This window comes from Paenibacillus gallinarum, from assembly GCF_014836635.1.
Taxonomy (GTDB): domain Bacteria; phylum Bacillota; class Bacilli; order Paenibacillales; family Paenibacillaceae; genus Paenibacillus; species Paenibacillus gallinarum.
In genome coordinates, this window is record NZ_JACSQL010000009.1 from 152258 (window position 1) to 170014 (window position 17757).

Sequence of the window (17757 nt, forward strand, 5' to 3'; positions counted from 1 at the left end):
GCGGAAAACAAGGTAAGTTAACTGCGTGAAGGAGAGAATAGAATGGAGAATACTTCAATGAAAAAGGTGACTTTAGCGGGAACCGATGCATGGTCTGTCACTTCAGGCATAAATGGACAGGAGTATCGAGTACAGATTTATCAACCGAGCGGAAAAGTGCCCGCCTCTGGATTTCCCATCATTTATACACTTGATGGAAACAGCACCTTTGCGATGACAGCGGAGATGATGCGTATTCAGTCATTAAGACCGGAGAAGACTGGCGTGGCACCTGCCATTGTGGTTAGCATTGGGTACAATGCGGAAGCTCTTTTCCCACCTAAACGCCACTATGATTTTACGATGCCTGCACCGGAGAAGGATTTACCGAAGATCCCGTTTGGAAGGCCGCTTCCCGAACAGGGAGGAGCGCTGGACTTTATGTCATTTGTAGAAGATCAACTAAAGCCGTTGGTAGAGAGTCGGTACTCAGTTGATTCGAGCAGACAGATGATTGTGGGACACTCGCTTGGCGGACTTTTTGTACTGCATATGCTTTTTGTTAGACCTCATTCTTTCCACACTTACATCGCAGGCAGTCCATCGATTCACTGGAATGCGATGTATTTACGTCAGCAGGAACAGAAATGGCTGGAGGAGGTTAGCAAGGGTAGAACTAAACTGAATACCCGGGTGCTGATTGCGGTAGGGGAACTCGAAGGGAATCTAAAAGTTCCGATGATCAGGAATGCAGAGGAACAGGTTGAGAGATTAAGTAAGCTTGAAGAGTTTGGAGTGCAGGTAGCTTATCAAGCCTTTGAAGCTGAGAATCATATGTCTATTGTACCTGTACTCATTAATAGAGCTTTGCGATTTAATGGATGGGCAGAAGAAGAATCGAACGAATCAAAAAAGTGAGAATTAAATCACTGCTAAACAGAAAAGTATGATAAACTCTGTTTTATGATATTGATAATCATTATCATTAATAAGGCGGTGATTATTTTTCATGGTTGAGATGACAACTTCAAAAGCAGCTAAGGTACAAGGCAAACAACTCTTAGATTCCTCTGTTGTTAAGCTGAAAGAAGTTCTTAAGGTGAGCGCATGTAAAAAGTGGAATCCTTCTGATATGAATCATCACTCTTCTCATCTGCTGATGGTTGCTGAGGGCCAGGGGTGTTTAACATGGAGGGATTGTTCTTTTCCCGTTGACGGTACTTGTATCTATTCGTGTATGAATGAGGAGAAGCTGGTGATGGACTGTAAGGATAGTAACGAAGTGAACCTTACTATAATTGGCTATGATGTGTATCAACAAGATGACCAGAAACAGCATCTTCTTGTATCTGAGGTACCGCCTGTGGGGCACTTATTGGATCTATCGCATCATGAGGTCAACTGGTTTACCGATATATGTAATTCCATTTATGGTCACTGGCACAGCGGGGAAGGACTTGGGAGATATCGCAGTCAGCTTCTTTTCCAGGAGGCTCTATACTGGATAGCGAAAAGCAGTGATCAGGCTCGGGCAGACACGGATTCTGCATTACAGCTGACTAAAGATTACATTGACCAGCATTATACTGAAAGCTTACCGCTAGACAAACTTTGCCGGATGGCAGGACTAAGTTTGAAATACTACAGCGAGCTGTTCAAAAAACATTATGGAGTCAGTGTAACGGAATACATAGCCACCGTCCGCATGGAGCACGCCAAACGACTCATGATGGACCCCGAACTGAAGCTAAGGGAGATTGCACATCTCGTTGGATATCCGGATGAGTTCTATTTTAGCCGAAAGTTTAAGAAGATGATGGGGACTTCCCCTTCTGCCTATCGAACAGGTGCTCATTAATTTCGGCACCCCGCTGCAGAGATGATCGGTAATTAGGACAAGTCCGTCAGGAAAATGTCCATGGATAACCGTTCTCTTCTCCAGTATCATTCAATAATGATAATCATTATCAATTATTGAATGAGGATACGGAGAGGGGTCCATTAGAAATGAAGAAAACAGCTTTCATCGGAATGCTAGTCCTTCTGCTTGTGATGCTTGCAGCATGCGGAAATAGTGGCGGAGATAAAGAGGCTACGGGTACAGGCGAGCAGACACCGGCTACATCAACAAAAACGGAAACAAATGAGACAGCTAGCGATACTCGCAGTATTACATACTTGGGTCAAGAATATACTATTCCCGTAAATGCAGAAAAAATCATCATCACAGGTGCAATGGAGGCAATGGAAGATGCGCTTGTACTTGATGTGCATCCAGCAGGTGCCATTACGGTAGGTGGTGAGTTTCCGGAACGTTTCGCAGCAATCACTGATCAAGCGCAGTCTATTGGAGAAAAGGCGGAACCTAACTTTGAGACCATTCTCTCCCTGCAGCCAGATGTGATTCTGGGTACGACAAAGTTCAAACCGGAAGTAGTAGAACAACTAAAGAAAATTGCCCCGCTGATTCAGGTTTCACATATCGCTTCTGACTGGAAGGATAACTTGAATCTGATGGCGGAGCTCACTGGGAAGCAAGATCAAGCGAAACAAATCATTGAAGATTACGAGGCTCAAGTAGAGACTGCGAAATCGCAATTGGGAGATACCCTGAACGATAAAGAAGTTGTCGCCATTCGTATTCGTGGGGGAGAAATGTATATCTATCCGGCGAATGTATTTGTAAACCCGGTTTTATATGAAGATCTGGGACTTACGCCGCCAGCTGAAGTTCTCGCAGCAGAAGCCCAGGAGATGATATCTGTTGAACAGTTTGCAGAAATGAATCCAGACTATGTATTTATTCAGTTTGAAGAGCAGTCAAACAAAGACAATCCTGCGGCATTAGAGGATCTGCAGAACAATCCAATTATCCAAAAGACCACAGCTTTTAAAGATGAACATGTATTTATTAATGTCATTGATCCTCTCTCCGAGGGTGGACCGGCTTGGAGCAGAACGAATTTCCTAACAGCTGCTGTAGAGCAACTGACGAAGTAGACCGCGGCGACCATAGAAACTTATGATACCTAAAGGAAAAATAAATCCGGCCCTTATTCTGGTGACGGCTCCTATTCTTGTGGCTCTAACCATTCTATTCTCCATTCATTATGGAGCAAAAAATATCGAACCTGCCGAAGTGTGGAATGCAATATTCCACTTTGACACAGACAGCATCGATCATCAGATCATTATGACCTCACGGCTCCCAAGAGTCGTGGGGGCTCTGCTTATTGGGGCATTTCTTGCGATCTCGGGTGCACTCATGCAGGGAATGACTCGCAACTATTTGGCTTCTCCCTCTATTATGGGTGTCTCCGACGGCTCTGTTTTTGTCATTACCTTTTGTATGATACTGCTGCCGGGTACATCGACTCTAGGTTACATTGCTTTCTCATTACTTGGATCAGCGATTGGCGCAGGAATTGTTTTTTCACTTGCTTGGCTATTACCGAGAGGAATGACTCCGGTCCGTCTCGCTATTTTGGGGACAATAATCGGTACGTTTCTGAGTGGATTATCGGAAGCAGCAGCGACGTATTTTCAGGTGTCTCAAAATATAAGTTTCTGGTATAACGCAAGATTGCATCAAATGGATCCTGAGCTAATAAAACTGATCATTCCTTTTGCTATCGTTGGACTGGCTCTTGCCATGAGCTTATCCAAATCGATAACGATCTTGTCCCTTGGAGATGAGATGGCGACTGGACTTGGGCAACGTACCAAATGGGTAAAAGCATTATCCATTCTCAGTGTCGTTATTTTAACGGGAATTTCAGTGGCACTTGCCGGAAAAATTGCATTTGTCGGGCTTCTGATTCCGCACATTACTCGTTTTTTTGTAGGTGTGGATTACAAGTGGGTTATTCCTTGCTCAGGTATTCTTGGCGGGCTTTTTCTCGCTTGGTGTGATGTGCTGAGCCGATTCATTAATGCTCCTTTTGAAACACCCATCGGTGTGATCACGGCACTGTTCGGGGTTCCTTTCTTCCTGTATCTGATTAAAACCAGAGGAGGAAAGGCAAATGTATAATACGAATCGGAGAAAAAAAGGAATGGTAGTCCTTGTTACGTCGGCTATTATTCTTCTGGCTTCTTATATCAGCATAACGAACGGTACGTTTGATATGACGGTGAGTGATGTAATAAAGACGCTCTTAGGCATGGATACATCACGGGAACACCACCTCGTTATTTTTGATTTTCGCTTGCCGCGAATTATTATTGCGTTACTCCTCGGCTTAGGTCTTGGCACTGCCGGTGCTGTCGTTCAGGGCATCGTACGCAATCCCCTTGCGGACCCTGGCATGCTTGGTATTAATGCTGGAGCAGGTACAGCAATTGTCCTTTTTATGTTTCTCTTTCAGGGGACCATTACGGGGGCTAGTTTCTTCTCCATTATGACGATGCCTTTATTTGGTCTCGTAGGGGGGCTCGCTGCTGCTGCGCTCATTCTCATGTTTGCGTTAGAGCGCGGGAAGCTGGACTCCCAAAGGCTTATTTTAGTCGGTATCGCCGTGTCCTCAGGATTTGGGGCTATAACGCTCTTCGTATCCCTTAAGATGAATCCGAAGGATTTTGAGATGGCTACCGTGTGGCTGGCGGGAAGTATCTATAATGCCAACTGGCAATTTATTATTGCTATGCTGCCTTGGCTTATGATCTTCATCCCACTGATTTGGCGGAAGTCACTTATCTTGGATGTGATGCAGCTTGAGGAAGGAAGCGCGATGGGAGCAGGCGTCTCGGTAAATCGGGAACGTATCTTACTGCTGCTGTATAGCGTTGGGATTGTCAGCGCCTGTGTAGCGGTAGCGGGAAGCGTAGGTTTTGTTGGGCTTATTGCACCTCACATTGCGCGGAGGCTTGTCGGTCTTCATCATCGTCATATGATTCCTGTATCTGGGCTTGTAGGAATGGCGATGGTCGTTGTGGGTGATCTCATCGGGAAAACGATATTTGCCCCAGCAGAGCTCCCCGTAGGGATCGTTATTTCAATTATTGGGGTTCCGTACTTCGTGTATTTACTCTTTAAAACGAGGGTGTAGACGATTTTACATATCCGTATTATTTAAAGAGTTATTTAAAGCAGTTAAGGAGGCTTTCGTATAGACGGAAGTCTCCTTTTGCTATTTTGTCCGTGTTATTCGTGATTAGACCTTGTTTAAACCTGAAAAGTTTGGGACAATAATAAACGGATTAAGAAAGTAAACCTATTTGTAAATGAGACACGAAGTTTTGAATAGATTACATTTTAAAGTTTTGAAAAGAGGGCCGTTTTGTCATGAATAAACCATCCATTTATGGATTAACTCAGGAACATATGGGAGCGTGGCTGGAAGAGCACGGCCATAAGAAATCTCGGGCATCCCACGTATGGGAGTGGCTGTACCGGAGACGTGTGAAGGATTTTGCGGAGATGACTGAAGTGAACAAGAACTGTGTTCAGCTGTTATCTGAGCATTTTGTAATAGAGACATTAACGGAGCATACAAGGCAGGAATCAGCAGACGGAACGATCAAATTCCTATTTCGTCTGGAAGATGGCAATCTCATTGAGACTGTGCTGATGCGTCATAAGTTTGGACTCTCTGTCTGTGTAACGACGCAGGTAGGCTGTAATATCGGCTGTAGCTTCTGTGCGAGTGGTCTGCTTAAGAAGAGCCGTGACCTTTCAGCTGGGGAAATTGTTGAGCAGATTATGAAAGTTCAGTTCCACCTCGACCAGGCTGGTAAGGGTGAGCGGGTGAGTCATATCGTGGTGATGGGTATTGGAGAACCGTTTGATAACTATGACAATATATCTGACTTTATCCGTGTCGTGAAGGATCATAAGGGACTGGCTATTGGTGCAAGACATATTACGGTATCGACTAGCGGACTAGCGGATAAAATTAAAGAATTTGCCGATTCTGATCTGAACGTCAATCTTGCTGTATCACTGCATGCACCGAATAATGAACTTCGTACACGGATTATGAAGATCAATAAGGCGATTCCGATTGAGAAGCTCATGGAAGCCATTGAATATTATTGGGACACTACAAATCGGCGGATTACGATTGAATATATTCTTCTCCAAGGAGTAAATGATCAGCCTGAACATGCGCTAGAACTTGCAGAACTACTGAAGGAGCGCCGGAATCTAGCGATCGTTAACTTGATTCCATATAATCCGGTAGATGAGCATAGCCAGTATCAGCGGAGCGAGAAAGACTCCATAACTGCGTTCTATGATGTACTGAAGAAGCAGAATATTAGTGTTAGTGTGAGACTTGAACACGGTGCGGATATCGATGCAGCTTGCGGCCAGCTTCGGAGTAAGCAAATTCGTAAAGATCAAGATGGAAGTCTAGAGAAAGTATTATCTTAATTTAGATCAAGCTGCTGTAGCAGTGAATTGAATACTAGATAGGTACAATAAAAAACCTCTGTATCCAAGATGAACGAAAGATTCATCAAGGAGCAGAGGTTTTTTACGTTCTATTTTATTTAATCCCCTTCATGTAGGAAGAAATTTTTGGTGCAATGATAAACAGGATGATACCGAGGACGATGGACGCTCCGCCGATCACTCCGAAGTAAACCATTTCTGTTTCTTCTGAATACAGAGGTGCGATAAGCGCGTTAATCGCTTGTGCTGCTGCATTCGTCAGGAACCAGAGACTCATTGTTTGTGCAGAGAACGCTGCAGGTGCAAGTTTTGTTGTTGCAGAAAGACCAACCGGCGACAAGCAAAGCTCACCAAGCACGACAATGAAGTAACTCAGTACTAGCCACAGCGGGCTTACCAGGCTGTTTTCTCCTCCGAAGTAAGAAGGCAGAAGAATAACCAAGAAAGATAGACCTGCAAACAGCAGACCAAAGGCAAACTTTCTAGGAATAGACGGTTGACGACCGCCAAGTTTCACCCAGAGTCCAGCAAAAACAGGTGCAAGCAAGATAACGAATAGTGGATTTAGAGACTGGAAGAAAGCCGGGGAAATTTTAAACCCGAAGACTTCCAGTTGTGTTCTCGTATCTGCATAGCTGGCAAGAATCGTGGAACCTTGCTCTTGAATTGCCCAGAACATAACAGCTGCAATGAACAATGGAATGTAAGCAACTAAATTGGAGCGCTCCACAGCAGTTGTTTTTGGACTGCGGTACATAACAATAAAGTAACTAACCGGAATCAGTATTCCGAGGAATGCGATAATATTTACAAATACCGGGAATGTAAGCCACCCAGTTTGAATTCCGAGAACCGCGATTAGGGCGATAACAACAATAGCTATAGCAAAAATCGTAAAGATCTTTTTCTTTTCATGTGGTGCAAGCGGATTATTGACAATAGTACCAGCAAGTCCAAGATTTTTCTTCTTCGTAGCAACGAAAACAATCAAACCAATCAACATACCAATAGCTGCTAAGCTGAAGCCGAGATGGAAGTTGTTTGATCCGTTATCCATTGCAACAGATCCTACTACAAGCGGTGCCAAGAATCCGCCAAGGTTAATTCCCATGTAGAAAATACTGAAACCAGCATCACGGCGATTATCTTCAGAGCTGTAAATATCTCCGACTACGCTGGATACGTTCGGTTTGAGTAAGCCTGTCCCAAGGACAATGAGAACCATGGAAGCAAAGAATAAAGAAACACTGCCGGGAATAGCAAGTGCGATGTGTCCGAGCATGATGAGAACACCGCCGTAGAATACGGCTTTTGATGTCCCGAAGACACGGTCTGCTAACCAACCGCCGATGATCCCTGACATGTAGACAAGGGAACCGTAGATTGACATGATCGATAGAGCCAACGACTTATCAAGACCAAGTCCGCCTTGTGAAACTTCGTAATACATATAGTAAACGAGGATTGCCCGCATTCCGTAGTACGAGAACCGTTCCCAGAACTCAGTAAAGAAGAGGGTAAACAATCCTTTAGGGTGTCCAAAAAATCCTTTCTGGGGGACACTGTCTACAATTTCTTTTTTCGTGATGTCTGCCATTACATAACCTCCCTGATTTGATAGATATAATAACCTTATATGTTTTGGACTGTCAAAAGATATGGGACATGTAAATTCAGGAACTCCACATTTCTTTTAACAACCTATATATAATTCACAGTTACACTCTGTTTATTTATACCCAGCATGCCTCTCTTTTAACAAAAAATGATAACCGAAAAGAGGACACTACACTGACACGCTAATCTGATAAAGTGTTTAGGCACACGTAAGTAGGTGATGGGTAAAAATAAAAGGGTTAGATACGGGATAAAATATCATAGGCCTTATTTATGACTCAGTGAAAAATGTCACACTTAATCATGATAGATCCGTGACAGATATAAAGGTTATTGAAATGGAATTGTATCATCTCTTGCGCAAGCTGAACAGACAAGATATGGAATCTAATAAATGACGAAAAAAAGCTGCCAAGCATAGGCCTGACAGCTTAATTCTACTGGAGTAAGTTCTCCTTACATTTTCGATCTAGACAACAGATAAAGGAAGTATGGAGCCCCAATAATGGCCACCATAATTCCGGCATGAATTTCTGTAGCAGGAAATATCAACCGGCCAAGTGTATCTGCCATGAGCAACAGCAGTGCACCGCCGAGTGCGGACGCAGGCAGCAACATTCGGTGCCCTGGACCAACCAGACGGCGTGCGAGATGAGGAGCAATCAGACCAACGAATCCAATTCCACCCGTAAAGGCAACGCAGGCAGCAGCTAATCCTACCGCAATCAGCAGCAAGTACAGCCGTTCACGATTGAGATTCACACCAAGCGAAGAGGCGACATTCTCATTTAGTGATAAAGCATCGAGCATTCGCGATTTCAAAAAGGCGAAGGCGATAAGCAGCAATACCCAAGGCAGGAGAGTAAGTACCTGTTTCCAGGTCGATCCCCAAATGCTCCCGGCAAGCCAGCTGGCTATCATGTCGTACTTATTCGGGTTAAGCCTGAGCATAAGTACAATCATTAGACCATTCACAGCTGCAGTAACCGCAATTCCCGTCAGCACCATTCGATTAGGATTCAGCCCATCCTTCTTACTATAAGAGAGCATATAAATAATAGCTGCGATCATTAGACCCCCAGCTAGGGCGAGAAAAGGCAATAGCAGCGTTGGTGCTTTAGCAGCACTGCTGTAGAAGGACAGGTATAGCACAACGATGAGCCCGGAGCCTGAAGTAATTCCTAAGATCCCGGGGTCTGCTAGTGCATTTCTGGATACCCCTTGCAGAATGCAACCTGATACAGCAAGTCCAGCACCTACAAGCATCGAGATGACAATGCGAGGCAGTCGAAATTCAAATAAAATAAGGCTTTGCCGAGAGGTACCTTTGCCAAAGAGTGTGTTTAGTACTTCCGCAGGTGTCAGCTTCGAGAAACCAGTGTTCATACTAATGAAGATGAAAGCAACCATGAAGACAGCAAAAGTGATCATGACTGCCCATTGGCGTTTACGACGTTTTTGTGTACTTTCTTGCATTTGTTCAGCAAGTGATTTTTTCATTAGAGACCCCTCCCTGATTTACGTGAGATATACAGGAAAAAGGGAACACCAACAAGCGCGAAAAGTGCACTGATGGGTGTTTCGTAAGGCGGATTAATCATCCTTGCACCAATATCAGCAAGAAGCATCAGGAGGCTTCCGACAACGGCTGAGCAGGGAATAATATAGCGGTAATCTACACCAACGATGTAACGGACAAGGTGAGGAACGACAAGCCCTACAAAACCAATCGGTCCGGCAACCGACACAGCTGCACCAGCCAGCACGAGCACAATTATACCGCCCATGATTTTGATGAGTCCTGTTTTTTGTCCAAGTCCCGACGCGACTTCATCACCTAGACTAATCAGCGTAATCGATCGTGAAATTAGCATAGCGGCAATCAGCGCTAAGCAGATCCATGGAAGAATAGATAACACCTGAGACATTTTGATGCCTGCTACACCGCCAGCAACCCAATAAGCAAGATCTTGGCTCAACCTGAAATGAATAGCAATGCCTTGGCTCAGTGCAGTAAGCAGTGCGGATACAGCTGCGCCCGCAAGTACAAGCCGAATCGGAGTGACTCTGACTTTGCCTAGAGAGCTTGTTCCATATACAAGTACTGTTGCAATAAAAGCACCAATAAAGGCAAAGATCATCGTACCGTTATAGGACATTCCAGGAAACAATGCGAGTGCTACAGCAATCATAAAGATCGCCCCTGAATTAATACCAAGCAGACCAGAGTCAGCAAGCGGATTTCTCGTCATTCCTTGCATGACTGCCCCGGCTACTGCAAAGGCTGCGCCTATCAGTACATCGGCGATTGAACGCGGAATTCTGAGTTCATGAATAATCGTATGCTGGGTGATGTCCGGATTAAAGCTGACAATAGCTTCATAGACAGTAGAAAGCTGGATATCAGCTGCACCCACAGCAATAGATACACCCATGAATAGAACGACAGCAATCAGACCTATAGCGAGGGTCAAAAAAGCTCTGACAGGTCTAACATGTATTTTTAATTTTGATGAATTATGATTCTTTGAAAAGGGATTATTCAATTTGATGACTCCTATTTCCAGCAGTAATGATGAGAATTATTATCACTCCAGAGTAGAATGAGGGGGTAGTTATAATGAGTCTTATCGGCCAAAAGGAGGCCCTAGCCCAATCTACTATATCATAACACCCGAACTTTTTATAATCATCGAAGCATATAATATCAGGTGTACAAGGAAGGGGAAAGGGGAATCCGTATGCCAACAATTACGACACGAAATCTTATAAATATACCGATTCAGGGGATTAGGCCATACGTCCAAGTCATTGTCAAAGTCATTAATAATAATACCTCTTCAGGACTTTGTTACTTGAAGGGTCTCGTGAATAATGGGAGTCAGCAAGCTGCTTTTGCAGAAGATCTCTTTTTTTTGTATGCAGAGGAAGTGATCAACCGCACATACGAGGTGGGATATGATAATTTTCAGATTAATGCGGTTTACTCGACAATCGGGTTGGAATTTTCCTTTTACGGAGTCGACGCAGAGGGTCTCTATACTCCAATTGAAACGGAGGAGGTAAATATCAGCAGGATCACTTCTGAGATTAGATCTGTCAAATCTATTACACAAGTTGATAATTATGCTGTCATGAGTTTCAGAAAAAACCTTTCTTTTACGAATCCGAATGGAGTAGCCGCTTCCGTTTATATAGAGGGATTGGATATCCTGACAAGGAATCCTATTAGGTATACTTTGGTCCAGGGTGGGACAACCGACGGAAGTTTTAATCGGTATCCGACGCCGACAACGCAGATTCCTGCGGAAGAAACAGCGTTAGAAGTAAATACAACGTGTACGGTCGTTACGAATGGACGAGTTGTCACCCAAGGAACCATGACGGGTATAGCCGGAGCCTTTACCAATACCTCTGTTAGTCTAATGGAAGAGGGTGTGATGTTGGATCTTGAAGATGGAGATAACCTCACCCTCGTTATAGATTCACTTATGGAAGATATTGATGTAGTAGTTACACTACGAATGCTAGAGCAGTGGTGACAGAAAAAGGAAAGGGAATATCATTTATATTACGGACATCCGAAGAATGGATGTTCTTTGTCTTGGATGACTTTTTTCTGAGGATAAGGTCGATTAAAGATAATATAATTTAAACATGATATCTTGATCATGATTCCCAAATTTCTTACCAAATAGGGTCGCCCCGCCAATGTGTTCGGCATCTTCTTTTACTTCAATCCGGAAAGTCCAACGACTGCAGGTTGTATCTAAATCATTTACGGATACGGATGAAATCGGATCCCCGTCAATATAAGTGCCATGGCTTGTAATACGGATGGTTTTCAACAGACCATACTGGTTAATATTATGCGGCCACCATTTGGGTGTGAACTTTCCTCTTGCATCGCCAAAATCACCGGGACTTGTCCATGTTCCAAGTTCTAATCCATTTAAAGAAAAGGTAATGTCAGAAGGCCATACATCATTGGAGAAAGGGAATTCAGAGGCGATTTCTAAGCTGATTTCAAACTGTTGTAACTCTTCCTCTTTTTTTAAGAAGTTAGCGATATTGTATTGGACAAACCCCTGAGTAAACCATAATATTTCCGCATCTACTCGCTTTGAATCCATAAAATACTTTGGTTCATCCACTCTTCCTATAAACTCTTTATCCGTAGCAAGACCACAGGTAGGTTTCAGATCGAAATCGTTGTAATGACCGATCGGAACAGAGGTTTCATAAGAGGCAAAAGAATGAAAGATTTTCTTGGGAAAATTAATTTCAATGTGGTCGACTCTCAGTGTGGAAATTTTCTGAAGGCCGGACTTCCCGGGAACTTTTTCAGTTTTAATAATTCCGGCATCTTCCAGCTTCTTGATATGTTTAATAACAATTGGGCTGCTAATTTGCAACTCTTCTGCTAGGTCTTTGATGTTCATTTTATTCTTAGAGAGTAACTGAATAATTCTAATTCGCACTTCACTTGCCAAGGCTTCGTAAACAACGAGCGAGGACTTATCGATTTCCAGCTGCATGTTATCCACTTCTTTCCAAAATAATTAATCTTAACATATATTAACCAGTACCAAAGTAACACGAAAGATAATCAAAGTAAATATTGGTACTTTATATATGCTTTTAATAAACAAATAAGTTAACTTTACATAGAAAAAAAGAATTAAATTTACATAAAAGTTATTGACACCGCTTTCAGTATGGAGGTATGATGATTGCGAATTGTAATAATTTCCAATATACAGAAAACGGGAGGAAAACGTCTTGAAAAAAATGCGGGGTCTTACATCTTTAGTTCTTGCTGTTGTGCTAATTACAGTTTTGTCGGGTTGTGGTGGGAATGATAAAAACACAATTGTATTCTGGACACCACTAACGGGTGACGATGGTGCTTACATGGATCAGCTCGTTAAAGATTACAATGCAACTGAGCCTGAAATAAAGGTTAAGCATGTAGTTACTTCAGATATGTATACGAAAAACTCTACCGTACTAAATTCCGGTAAGGGAGTACCAGATCTGTCTATTATCCATGCTGACCGTGTTCCAGGATATGTTAAACAAGGTGCTTTAGAAGATATGACAAATGTGATGGCTGCTGAGCCTGAACTTAAACAAGAAAACTATCTTCCTCAAGCTTGGTCAACAGGAACAGTTGATGGTAAACAGTATTCTGTTCCTTTGGACATTCATAGTGTTGTTATGTATTACAATAAAGATTTGCTCAAAAAGTATGATGCAGAATCTTTCCTTGATGATAACGTCGTAACCATTGATGAAATGCTTTCCTTGCAAGGTAAACTCGATGCAAACGATTACGTAGTGAATGATGCTTTGCTGGGCTGGGTTATTCTATCTCAAGTTCAGAATTTGGGCGGGGACATTCAAGAAGATGGAAAACCTGCAGTGAATACACCAGTTATGAAAAAAGCTTTTGAAGAAGTGAAAAAAATTGCGGACGCTGGCTTGATGACACCATATGGTGAAGACGGCTATCTGATGTTCCAATCCGGTAACGTTCTATTCTCCACAGACGGAACTTGGAGCTCCAATGCGCACGGTGATGTTGAAGGATTAAACTTTGGTGTAACAAATGTATACACTCCAACTGCAGACAAGTTCACAAACAGATCCTCTTCTCACTTGTTCGCCATGCTGACCAACGAAGAAAGAACAGATGAGAAAGAAGCAGGGATTGCTAAGTTCCTTGAGTTCGTTCGTGAAAACTCTCTTGAATGGGCAAAAGCAGGACAGAACGTAGCAAGTAAACAAGTTAACGAAAGCCCTGAGTACCAAGAATATATGCAGTCCTTCTTTACTTCTAATGAGAAAGAGATTGAATCTTTGTACATCTACACGTATGAATATTATGCATACATTGCTGAAGCAGTAGATACTTATGCACTTGAGCTGGCTCGCGGTAATGTGGACATAGATGAGACATTAAACACAATGCAAAAATTTGTAGAAGATAAAATTGCAGAAGGTACAAGCGGACAATAGGATTTGAACTGAATAGATTGTATAGAGTAATGTGCCATCCATTGGCACATTACTTTATTCAGAAGGAGAAATGATTTCCTATGAAAAAGAAGATTAACTGGGCTCCCGCTTTCTTTGTAGGCCCTCATATTATATTATTCGCCATCTTTGTACTGCTTCCAACGATCTATGGTATTTATGCATCATTTACAAAATGGAACTTAATGAATGAACCAGTTTGGGTAGGATTAGATAACTATAAAACGATTTTGTTTAATCAAGATTCTACGTTTCATACCCAATTTTTTAATGGGATGAAAAACACCTTTATCTTTGTGGGGATCAGTGTCCCGCTGCTCATTATTATTCCTTTGATGATTGCCGTTGCCTTAGAGCATAAACAAGTAAAAATGAAAAACCTGATCCAGTCCATTATTTACATTCCGGGATTGATTTCTATATCAGCAGCAGCTCTGATCTGGCTACTGATCTTTAATAAACAGTTAGGTATTACGGGGAACTTGCTTGGTTCCGATGTTGCATGGCCCGCTACTCAGCCTTATGCCTGGATAATTATCATTGTTATTACTGTCTGGGGCGGTGTTGGCGGTAATATGATTATCTACCGTGCTTCGATCAGTGGAGTATCGCAAGATTTGTATGAATCTGCAGAACTCGATGGAGCAGGACCTGTCCGGAGATTTGCCAGCATTACCTTGCCTTCCATCCGTTTCCCGTTAATTTATACCTTTGTTATGACTACCGGTGGTGCCTTTAACGTATTTGGACAACCGTTAATGATGACAGATGGCGGACCGCGACAAAGCACGCATGTGCTCATGATGTATATCCGTCAATTGGCCTTTGGTAACGGTGAATCCATTGCGGGTATGGCATCTGCTATGGCAGTACTGCTCGGACTCGTTATCTTAGTAATCTCTGCCCTGCAATATTATGTGATGAACAGAAACGCTGCTTAAGTTCATAGAGAATAATATTTTGCTTACAATGGAAATGGAAAGGTAGATGGACCGCTATGTCAAATCCGTTAGTAAATGAGATTGATCAGCCCCTAAACAGAAATACTCGAGGGAAAAAGAAACCTTCTGATAATAGCGTATCTAAATACGCAGCTTATATTTTCTTAGGATTACTTTGTGTTATTTGGGTCATCCCTGTCGTATTCGGGATTTCCACCTCCTTTAGGTCACAATCTGAAGTCGTATCATCCGGATTTAGATTGTTACCTAAAGATTGGACGATTGATAATTATATTGCGACTTTAACGAATACTTCTACAGCCCCTATTATGCGGTGGTTGGGGAACTCCCTGTTTATCGCAACAACACATACGCTTCTCGTTGTTGTCGTTATTTCATTAACAGGTTATGGGTATTCCCGTATGAAATTTAAAGGAAGAGACGCTTTGTTTTTTACATTACTAGGGATTTCTTTCTTTCCAGGTGTCGTTAATCTAATTCCTTCCTACAAAATTATTGATGCATTCGGTTGGGTAAATACAGCCTGGGCTATGATCATTCCTGGTTTAGCAGGGATGGGGAATATATTCCTCGTGAGACAGTTTATGAATGGACTTCCCAAAGATTTAGATGAATCGGCTCGTGTCGATGGTGCATCTGATTTTAGAATCTATTTATCTATTATCGTTCCGCTGGTTAAACCCATCTTAATCGTATGCGCGCTCTTCTCTTTCACCGGATCATGGAATGACTTCCTCTGGCCGGTAATCGTGTATACCGATGTTGAAAAAATGCCGGTTACCGCGGGTCTACTGTTATTACAAGATATTTATGGTAACTACCGTATGATCGGACAATTGATGGGGTCTGCCATTCTTGCTATTATCCCTACTTTATTGCTGTTCTTATTTGCACAGAAGTATTTTGTTCAATCCATTAACCTCAATTCCGGTATTAAAGGTTAGTTTATCATGTTAGAAAACAAGACAATTCCTCCCGTATAAATAACAAAGAAAACCAGTCCCTCGCCATGTGAAGCGAGTGCTGGTTTTTTTTAGGTTTAAAACATATAATCCCTATAATTACTTATTTATGATAATGAGGAGGGAGAACATGAAGCATCATCAAGTGATTGTAGCAGGCTGCGGCGGAATGTCGAATGCTTGGTTAGACTATGCGGCGGAGCGGGACGATGTACATATCGCTGCCTTAGTAGATATATATGAAGAGAATGCGATGAAGATGGCAGAGAAGAGAGGACTTATAGTGCCGATTTATAACGATCTTAGCACTGCTCTTCAGTCTGTGAATGCGAATCTAGTATTTGACGTGACCATACCCTCAAGTCATAAATCAGTGGTAACCACGGCGCTTGAGGCAGGATGCCATGTATTTGGTGAGAAACCGATGGCGGAATCTCTGGAAGATGCACGTGAAATTGTGGAGGTCAGTAAGCGTACGGGTAAGCGATATGCTGTGATGCAAAATCGCCGTTATCTCAAGCAGATTCGAGCGCTTCGTGATCATTTACAATCAGGGGCTATTGGCAAAATAGGATCAATACACGCTGACTTTTTTCTCGGTCCTCGGTTTGGCGGATTTCGGGATGTCATGGACAGCCCGCTTATTATTGATATGGCGATTCATACTTTTGATCAAGCCAGATTTATTACGGGAGCAAATCCCGTGTCGGTGTATTGTCATGAATATAACGCAGAAGGTTCCTGGTATCAGGGAAATGCTTCTGCGATCTGTATTTTTGAAATGAGTGATGGTTCTGTATTTAGCTATCGGGGGTCTTGGTCAGCTATCGGCCAGCCTACTTCGTGGGAAGCAGATTGGCGTGTGCTGGGAAGTCAGGGATCTGCCCGTTGGGACGGAGTCCATATGCCCTTCAGTGAGCAAAAGCAGGAACAGGCTGGTGAAGGATTTTTTCATGAAATTGTCCGAACGGAAGCAGAAGCAAGGTGGAACGGAAGAGAAGGACATAGCGGGTGCTTAGATGAGATGTTTGCTGCACTTGCGGAGGATAGACCAGCGGAAACAGATGCCCTTGATCATATCCATAGCGCAGCAATGGTTTTTGGCGCGCTAGAGAGTGCAAGGACAGGGAAGAAGGTCTTTTTATAACATGCTGTCTTTTCTTTATTCAGAATGTGATTTTCTGTTGTCAAAGTAACGAAAGATAAACAAAGGTACAACAAGAGTAAGCGTAATACGAATCACAATTTGAAGCCACGGAACATCTGCTGGTGGTGTTCTCTCCACAAACAGTTTATAAGAGGTAATGAAGACAATAGAGCCTACCCCGGCTAATACGATTTGGTAAGGTTTTAATGGTTTTCTGACTTGGCCCTGCTGCTTCCTATGTACCGTACTTGTATAAGCATATACTAACGTTAATGCTAGAACTAAGAATATAGCTGTAAGAATAGAATCGAGCCCTAGAAGAAAATATTGTGCCCCAGTAAAAGCGACTGCGATCGCAGATGTAAAAATCGTAAGCAATTTACTATCATATTCATACCCTTTTATTAGACTGATCGCTGTATATATGGCCGCAACAACCAAAGTGAACAAAAAGGAAAACATCGTTATTTCACCTCTTATAGTAATAAACTCAGCATGTAACGAAGTATAAGGAAAATACTTCCTAATAACATTACCCTATTTAAATAGGTAATAAAAGGGTTAGAAGTATGAAAAAAGTGACGATTTCGATTAGAAGTCGTCACTTTTTTGTTCAATACCTGGGATAAAGAACACTGATATATGCACGAAATACAC

The 17757-nt window shown here is 42.7% G+C and carries 16 protein-coding genes; 11 read left to right on the forward strand and 5 right to left on the reverse strand.

Annotated elements, in window-relative coordinates:
* The first annotated feature begins 42 nt into the window (after positions 1-42).
* From H9647_RS18065 to rlmN, 6 genes are all read left to right on the forward strand, one after another.
* Positions 43-897 carry an alpha/beta hydrolase gene (locus H9647_RS18065; protein WP_191802552.1) on the forward strand — a complete coding sequence of 285 codons (855 nt, stop codon included), beginning with the start codon at positions 43-45 and terminating at the stop codon, positions 895-897.
* Positions 898-988: 91 nt separating this feature from the next.
* Positions 989-1837 (forward strand): helix-turn-helix domain-containing protein, encoded by an 849-nt coding sequence (locus H9647_RS18070; RefSeq protein ID WP_191802554.1) that lies wholly within the window; start codon positions 989-991, stop codon positions 1835-1837.
* Positions 1838-1986: 149 nt separating this feature from the next.
* Positions 1987-2979: an ABC transporter substrate-binding protein gene (locus H9647_RS18075; protein WP_191802556.1), complete on the forward strand. Its 993-nt coding sequence runs from the start codon at positions 1987-1989 to the stop codon at positions 2977-2979.
* A 22-nt stretch (positions 2980-3001) separates the two neighbouring features.
* A complete protein-coding gene (locus H9647_RS18080; RefSeq protein ID WP_191802558.1) occupies positions 3002-4012 on the forward strand; it encodes a FecCD family ABC transporter permease in 1011 nt (336 codons plus the stop codon).
* On the forward strand, positions 4005-5027 hold the full coding sequence (locus tag H9647_RS18085) for a FecCD family ABC transporter permease (protein ID WP_191802560.1): 1023 nt from the start codon (positions 4005-4007) through the stop codon (positions 5025-5027). The genes H9647_RS18080 and H9647_RS18085 overlap by 8 nt, the downstream gene beginning before the upstream one ends.
* A gap of 236 nt (positions 5028-5263) precedes the next feature.
* A complete protein-coding gene (gene rlmN / locus H9647_RS18090) occupies positions 5264-6352 on the forward strand; it encodes a 23S rRNA (adenine(2503)-C(2))-methyltransferase RlmN (RefSeq protein WP_191802562.1) in 1089 nt (362 codons plus the stop codon).
* Between the two features lie 115 nt (positions 6353-6467).
* Here rlmN and H9647_RS18095 read toward each other — a convergent pair whose 3' ends face one another.
* The 3 genes from H9647_RS18095 to H9647_RS18105 all read right to left on the reverse strand — a co-directional run bounded on the left by H9647_RS18095 (position 6468) and on the right by H9647_RS18105 (position 10536).
* A complete protein-coding gene (locus H9647_RS18095) occupies positions 6468-7970 on the reverse strand; it encodes a peptide MFS transporter (RefSeq protein WP_191802564.1) in 1503 nt (500 codons plus the stop codon).
* 476 nt (positions 7971-8446) lie between these two features.
* Positions 8447-9490 (reverse strand): FecCD family ABC transporter permease, encoded by a 1044-nt coding sequence (locus H9647_RS18100; protein ID WP_225229388.1) that lies wholly within the window; start codon positions 9488-9490, stop codon positions 8447-8449.
* Complete coding sequence (locus H9647_RS18105; RefSeq protein ID WP_225229389.1) at positions 9490-10536, reverse strand: FecCD family ABC transporter permease; 1047 nt, start codon at positions 10534-10536, stop codon at positions 9490-9492. The genes H9647_RS18100 and H9647_RS18105 overlap by 1 nt, the downstream gene beginning before the upstream one ends.
* 195 nt (positions 10537-10731) lie before the next feature.
* Here H9647_RS18105 and H9647_RS18110 point away from each other — a divergent pair, with 195 nt between their 5' ends.
* Positions 10732-11532 (forward strand): hypothetical protein, encoded by an 801-nt coding sequence (locus tag H9647_RS18110; RefSeq protein ID WP_191802566.1) that lies wholly within the window; start codon positions 10732-10734, stop codon positions 11530-11532.
* Positions 11533-11625: 93 nt separating this feature from the next.
* Here H9647_RS18110 and H9647_RS18115 read toward each other — a convergent pair whose 3' ends face one another.
* Positions 11626-12528: an ArsR/SmtB family transcription factor gene (locus tag H9647_RS18115; protein ID WP_191802568.1), complete on the reverse strand. Its 903-nt coding sequence runs from the start codon at positions 12526-12528 to the stop codon at positions 11626-11628.
* A 253-nt stretch (positions 12529-12781) separates the two neighbouring features.
* On the opposite strand from H9647_RS18115, the gene H9647_RS18120 reads away from it, so the two are divergent.
* The 4 genes from H9647_RS18120 to H9647_RS18135 all read left to right on the forward strand — a co-directional run bounded on the left by H9647_RS18120 (position 12782) and on the right by H9647_RS18135 (position 17100).
* Complete coding sequence (locus H9647_RS18120; protein ID WP_191802714.1) at positions 12782-14011, forward strand: extracellular solute-binding protein; 1230 nt, start codon at positions 12782-12784, stop codon at positions 14009-14011.
* Positions 14012-14091: 80 nt separating this feature from the next.
* Complete coding sequence (locus tag H9647_RS18125; RefSeq protein ID WP_191802570.1) at positions 14092-14970, forward strand: carbohydrate ABC transporter permease; 879 nt, start codon at positions 14092-14094, stop codon at positions 14968-14970.
* A 56-nt stretch (positions 14971-15026) separates the two neighbouring features.
* Positions 15027-15935, forward strand: coding sequence for a carbohydrate ABC transporter permease (locus H9647_RS18130; protein WP_191802572.1), 909 nt, complete (start codon positions 15027-15029; stop codon positions 15933-15935).
* A gap of 148 nt (positions 15936-16083) precedes the next feature.
* Complete coding sequence (locus H9647_RS18135; protein ID WP_191802574.1) at positions 16084-17100, forward strand: Gfo/Idh/MocA family protein; 1017 nt, start codon at positions 16084-16086, stop codon at positions 17098-17100.
* Positions 17101-17115: 15 nt separating this feature from the next.
* Here H9647_RS18135 and H9647_RS18140 read toward each other — a convergent pair whose 3' ends face one another.
* The gene (locus tag H9647_RS18140) at positions 17116-17562 is read right to left on the reverse strand and encodes a hypothetical protein (protein ID WP_191802577.1); all 447 of its coding nucleotides are present in this window, start codon (positions 17560-17562) and stop codon (positions 17116-17118) included.
* Positions 17563-17757 lie beyond the last annotated feature (195 nt).

Excerpts from the sequence above, each read along its gene's own strand:
- H9647_RS18065 (WP_191802552.1), top strand. The coding sequence starts at position 43 with ATGGAGAATACTTCAATGAAAAAGGTGACTTTAGCGGGAACCGATGCA.
- H9647_RS18070 (WP_191802554.1), top strand. The coding sequence starts at position 989 with ATGGTTGAGATGACAACTTCAAAAGCAGCTAAGGTACAAGGCAAACAA.
- H9647_RS18075 (WP_191802556.1), top strand. The coding sequence starts at position 1,987 with ATGAAGAAAACAGCTTTCATCGGAATGCTAGTCCTTCTGCTTGTGATG.
- H9647_RS18080 (WP_191802558.1), top strand. The coding sequence starts at position 3,002 with ATGATACCTAAAGGAAAAATAAATCCGGCCCTTATTCTGGTGACGGCT.
- H9647_RS18085 (WP_191802560.1), top strand. The coding sequence starts at position 4,005 with ATGTATAATACGAATCGGAGAAAAAAAGGAATGGTAGTCCTTGTTACG.
- rlmN (WP_191802562.1), top strand. The coding sequence starts at position 5,264 with ATGAATAAACCATCCATTTATGGATTAACTCAGGAACATATGGGAGCG.
- H9647_RS18095 (WP_191802564.1), bottom strand. The coding sequence starts at position 7,970 with ATGGCAGACATCACGAAAAAAGAAATTGTAGACAGTGTCCCCCAGAAA.
- H9647_RS18100 (WP_225229388.1), bottom strand. The coding sequence starts at position 9,490 with ATGAAAAAATCACTTGCTGAACAAATGCAAGAAAGTACACAAAAACGT.
- H9647_RS18110 (WP_191802566.1), top strand. The coding sequence starts at position 10,732 with ATGCCAACAATTACGACACGAAATCTTATAAATATACCGATTCAGGGG.
- H9647_RS18115 (WP_191802568.1), bottom strand. The coding sequence starts at position 12,528 with ATGCAGCTGGAAATCGATAAGTCCTCGCTCGTTGTTTACGAAGCCTTG.
- H9647_RS18120 (WP_191802714.1), top strand. The coding sequence starts at position 12,782 with ATGCGGGGTCTTACATCTTTAGTTCTTGCTGTTGTGCTAATTACAGTT.
- H9647_RS18125 (WP_191802570.1), top strand. The coding sequence starts at position 14,092 with ATGAAAAAGAAGATTAACTGGGCTCCCGCTTTCTTTGTAGGCCCTCAT.
- H9647_RS18130 (WP_191802572.1), top strand. The coding sequence starts at position 15,027 with ATGTCAAATCCGTTAGTAAATGAGATTGATCAGCCCCTAAACAGAAAT.
- H9647_RS18135 (WP_191802574.1), top strand. The coding sequence starts at position 16,084 with ATGAAGCATCATCAAGTGATTGTAGCAGGCTGCGGCGGAATGTCGAAT.
- H9647_RS18140 (WP_191802577.1), bottom strand. The coding sequence starts at position 17,562 with ATGTTTTCCTTTTTGTTCACTTTGGTTGTTGCGGCCATATATACAGCG.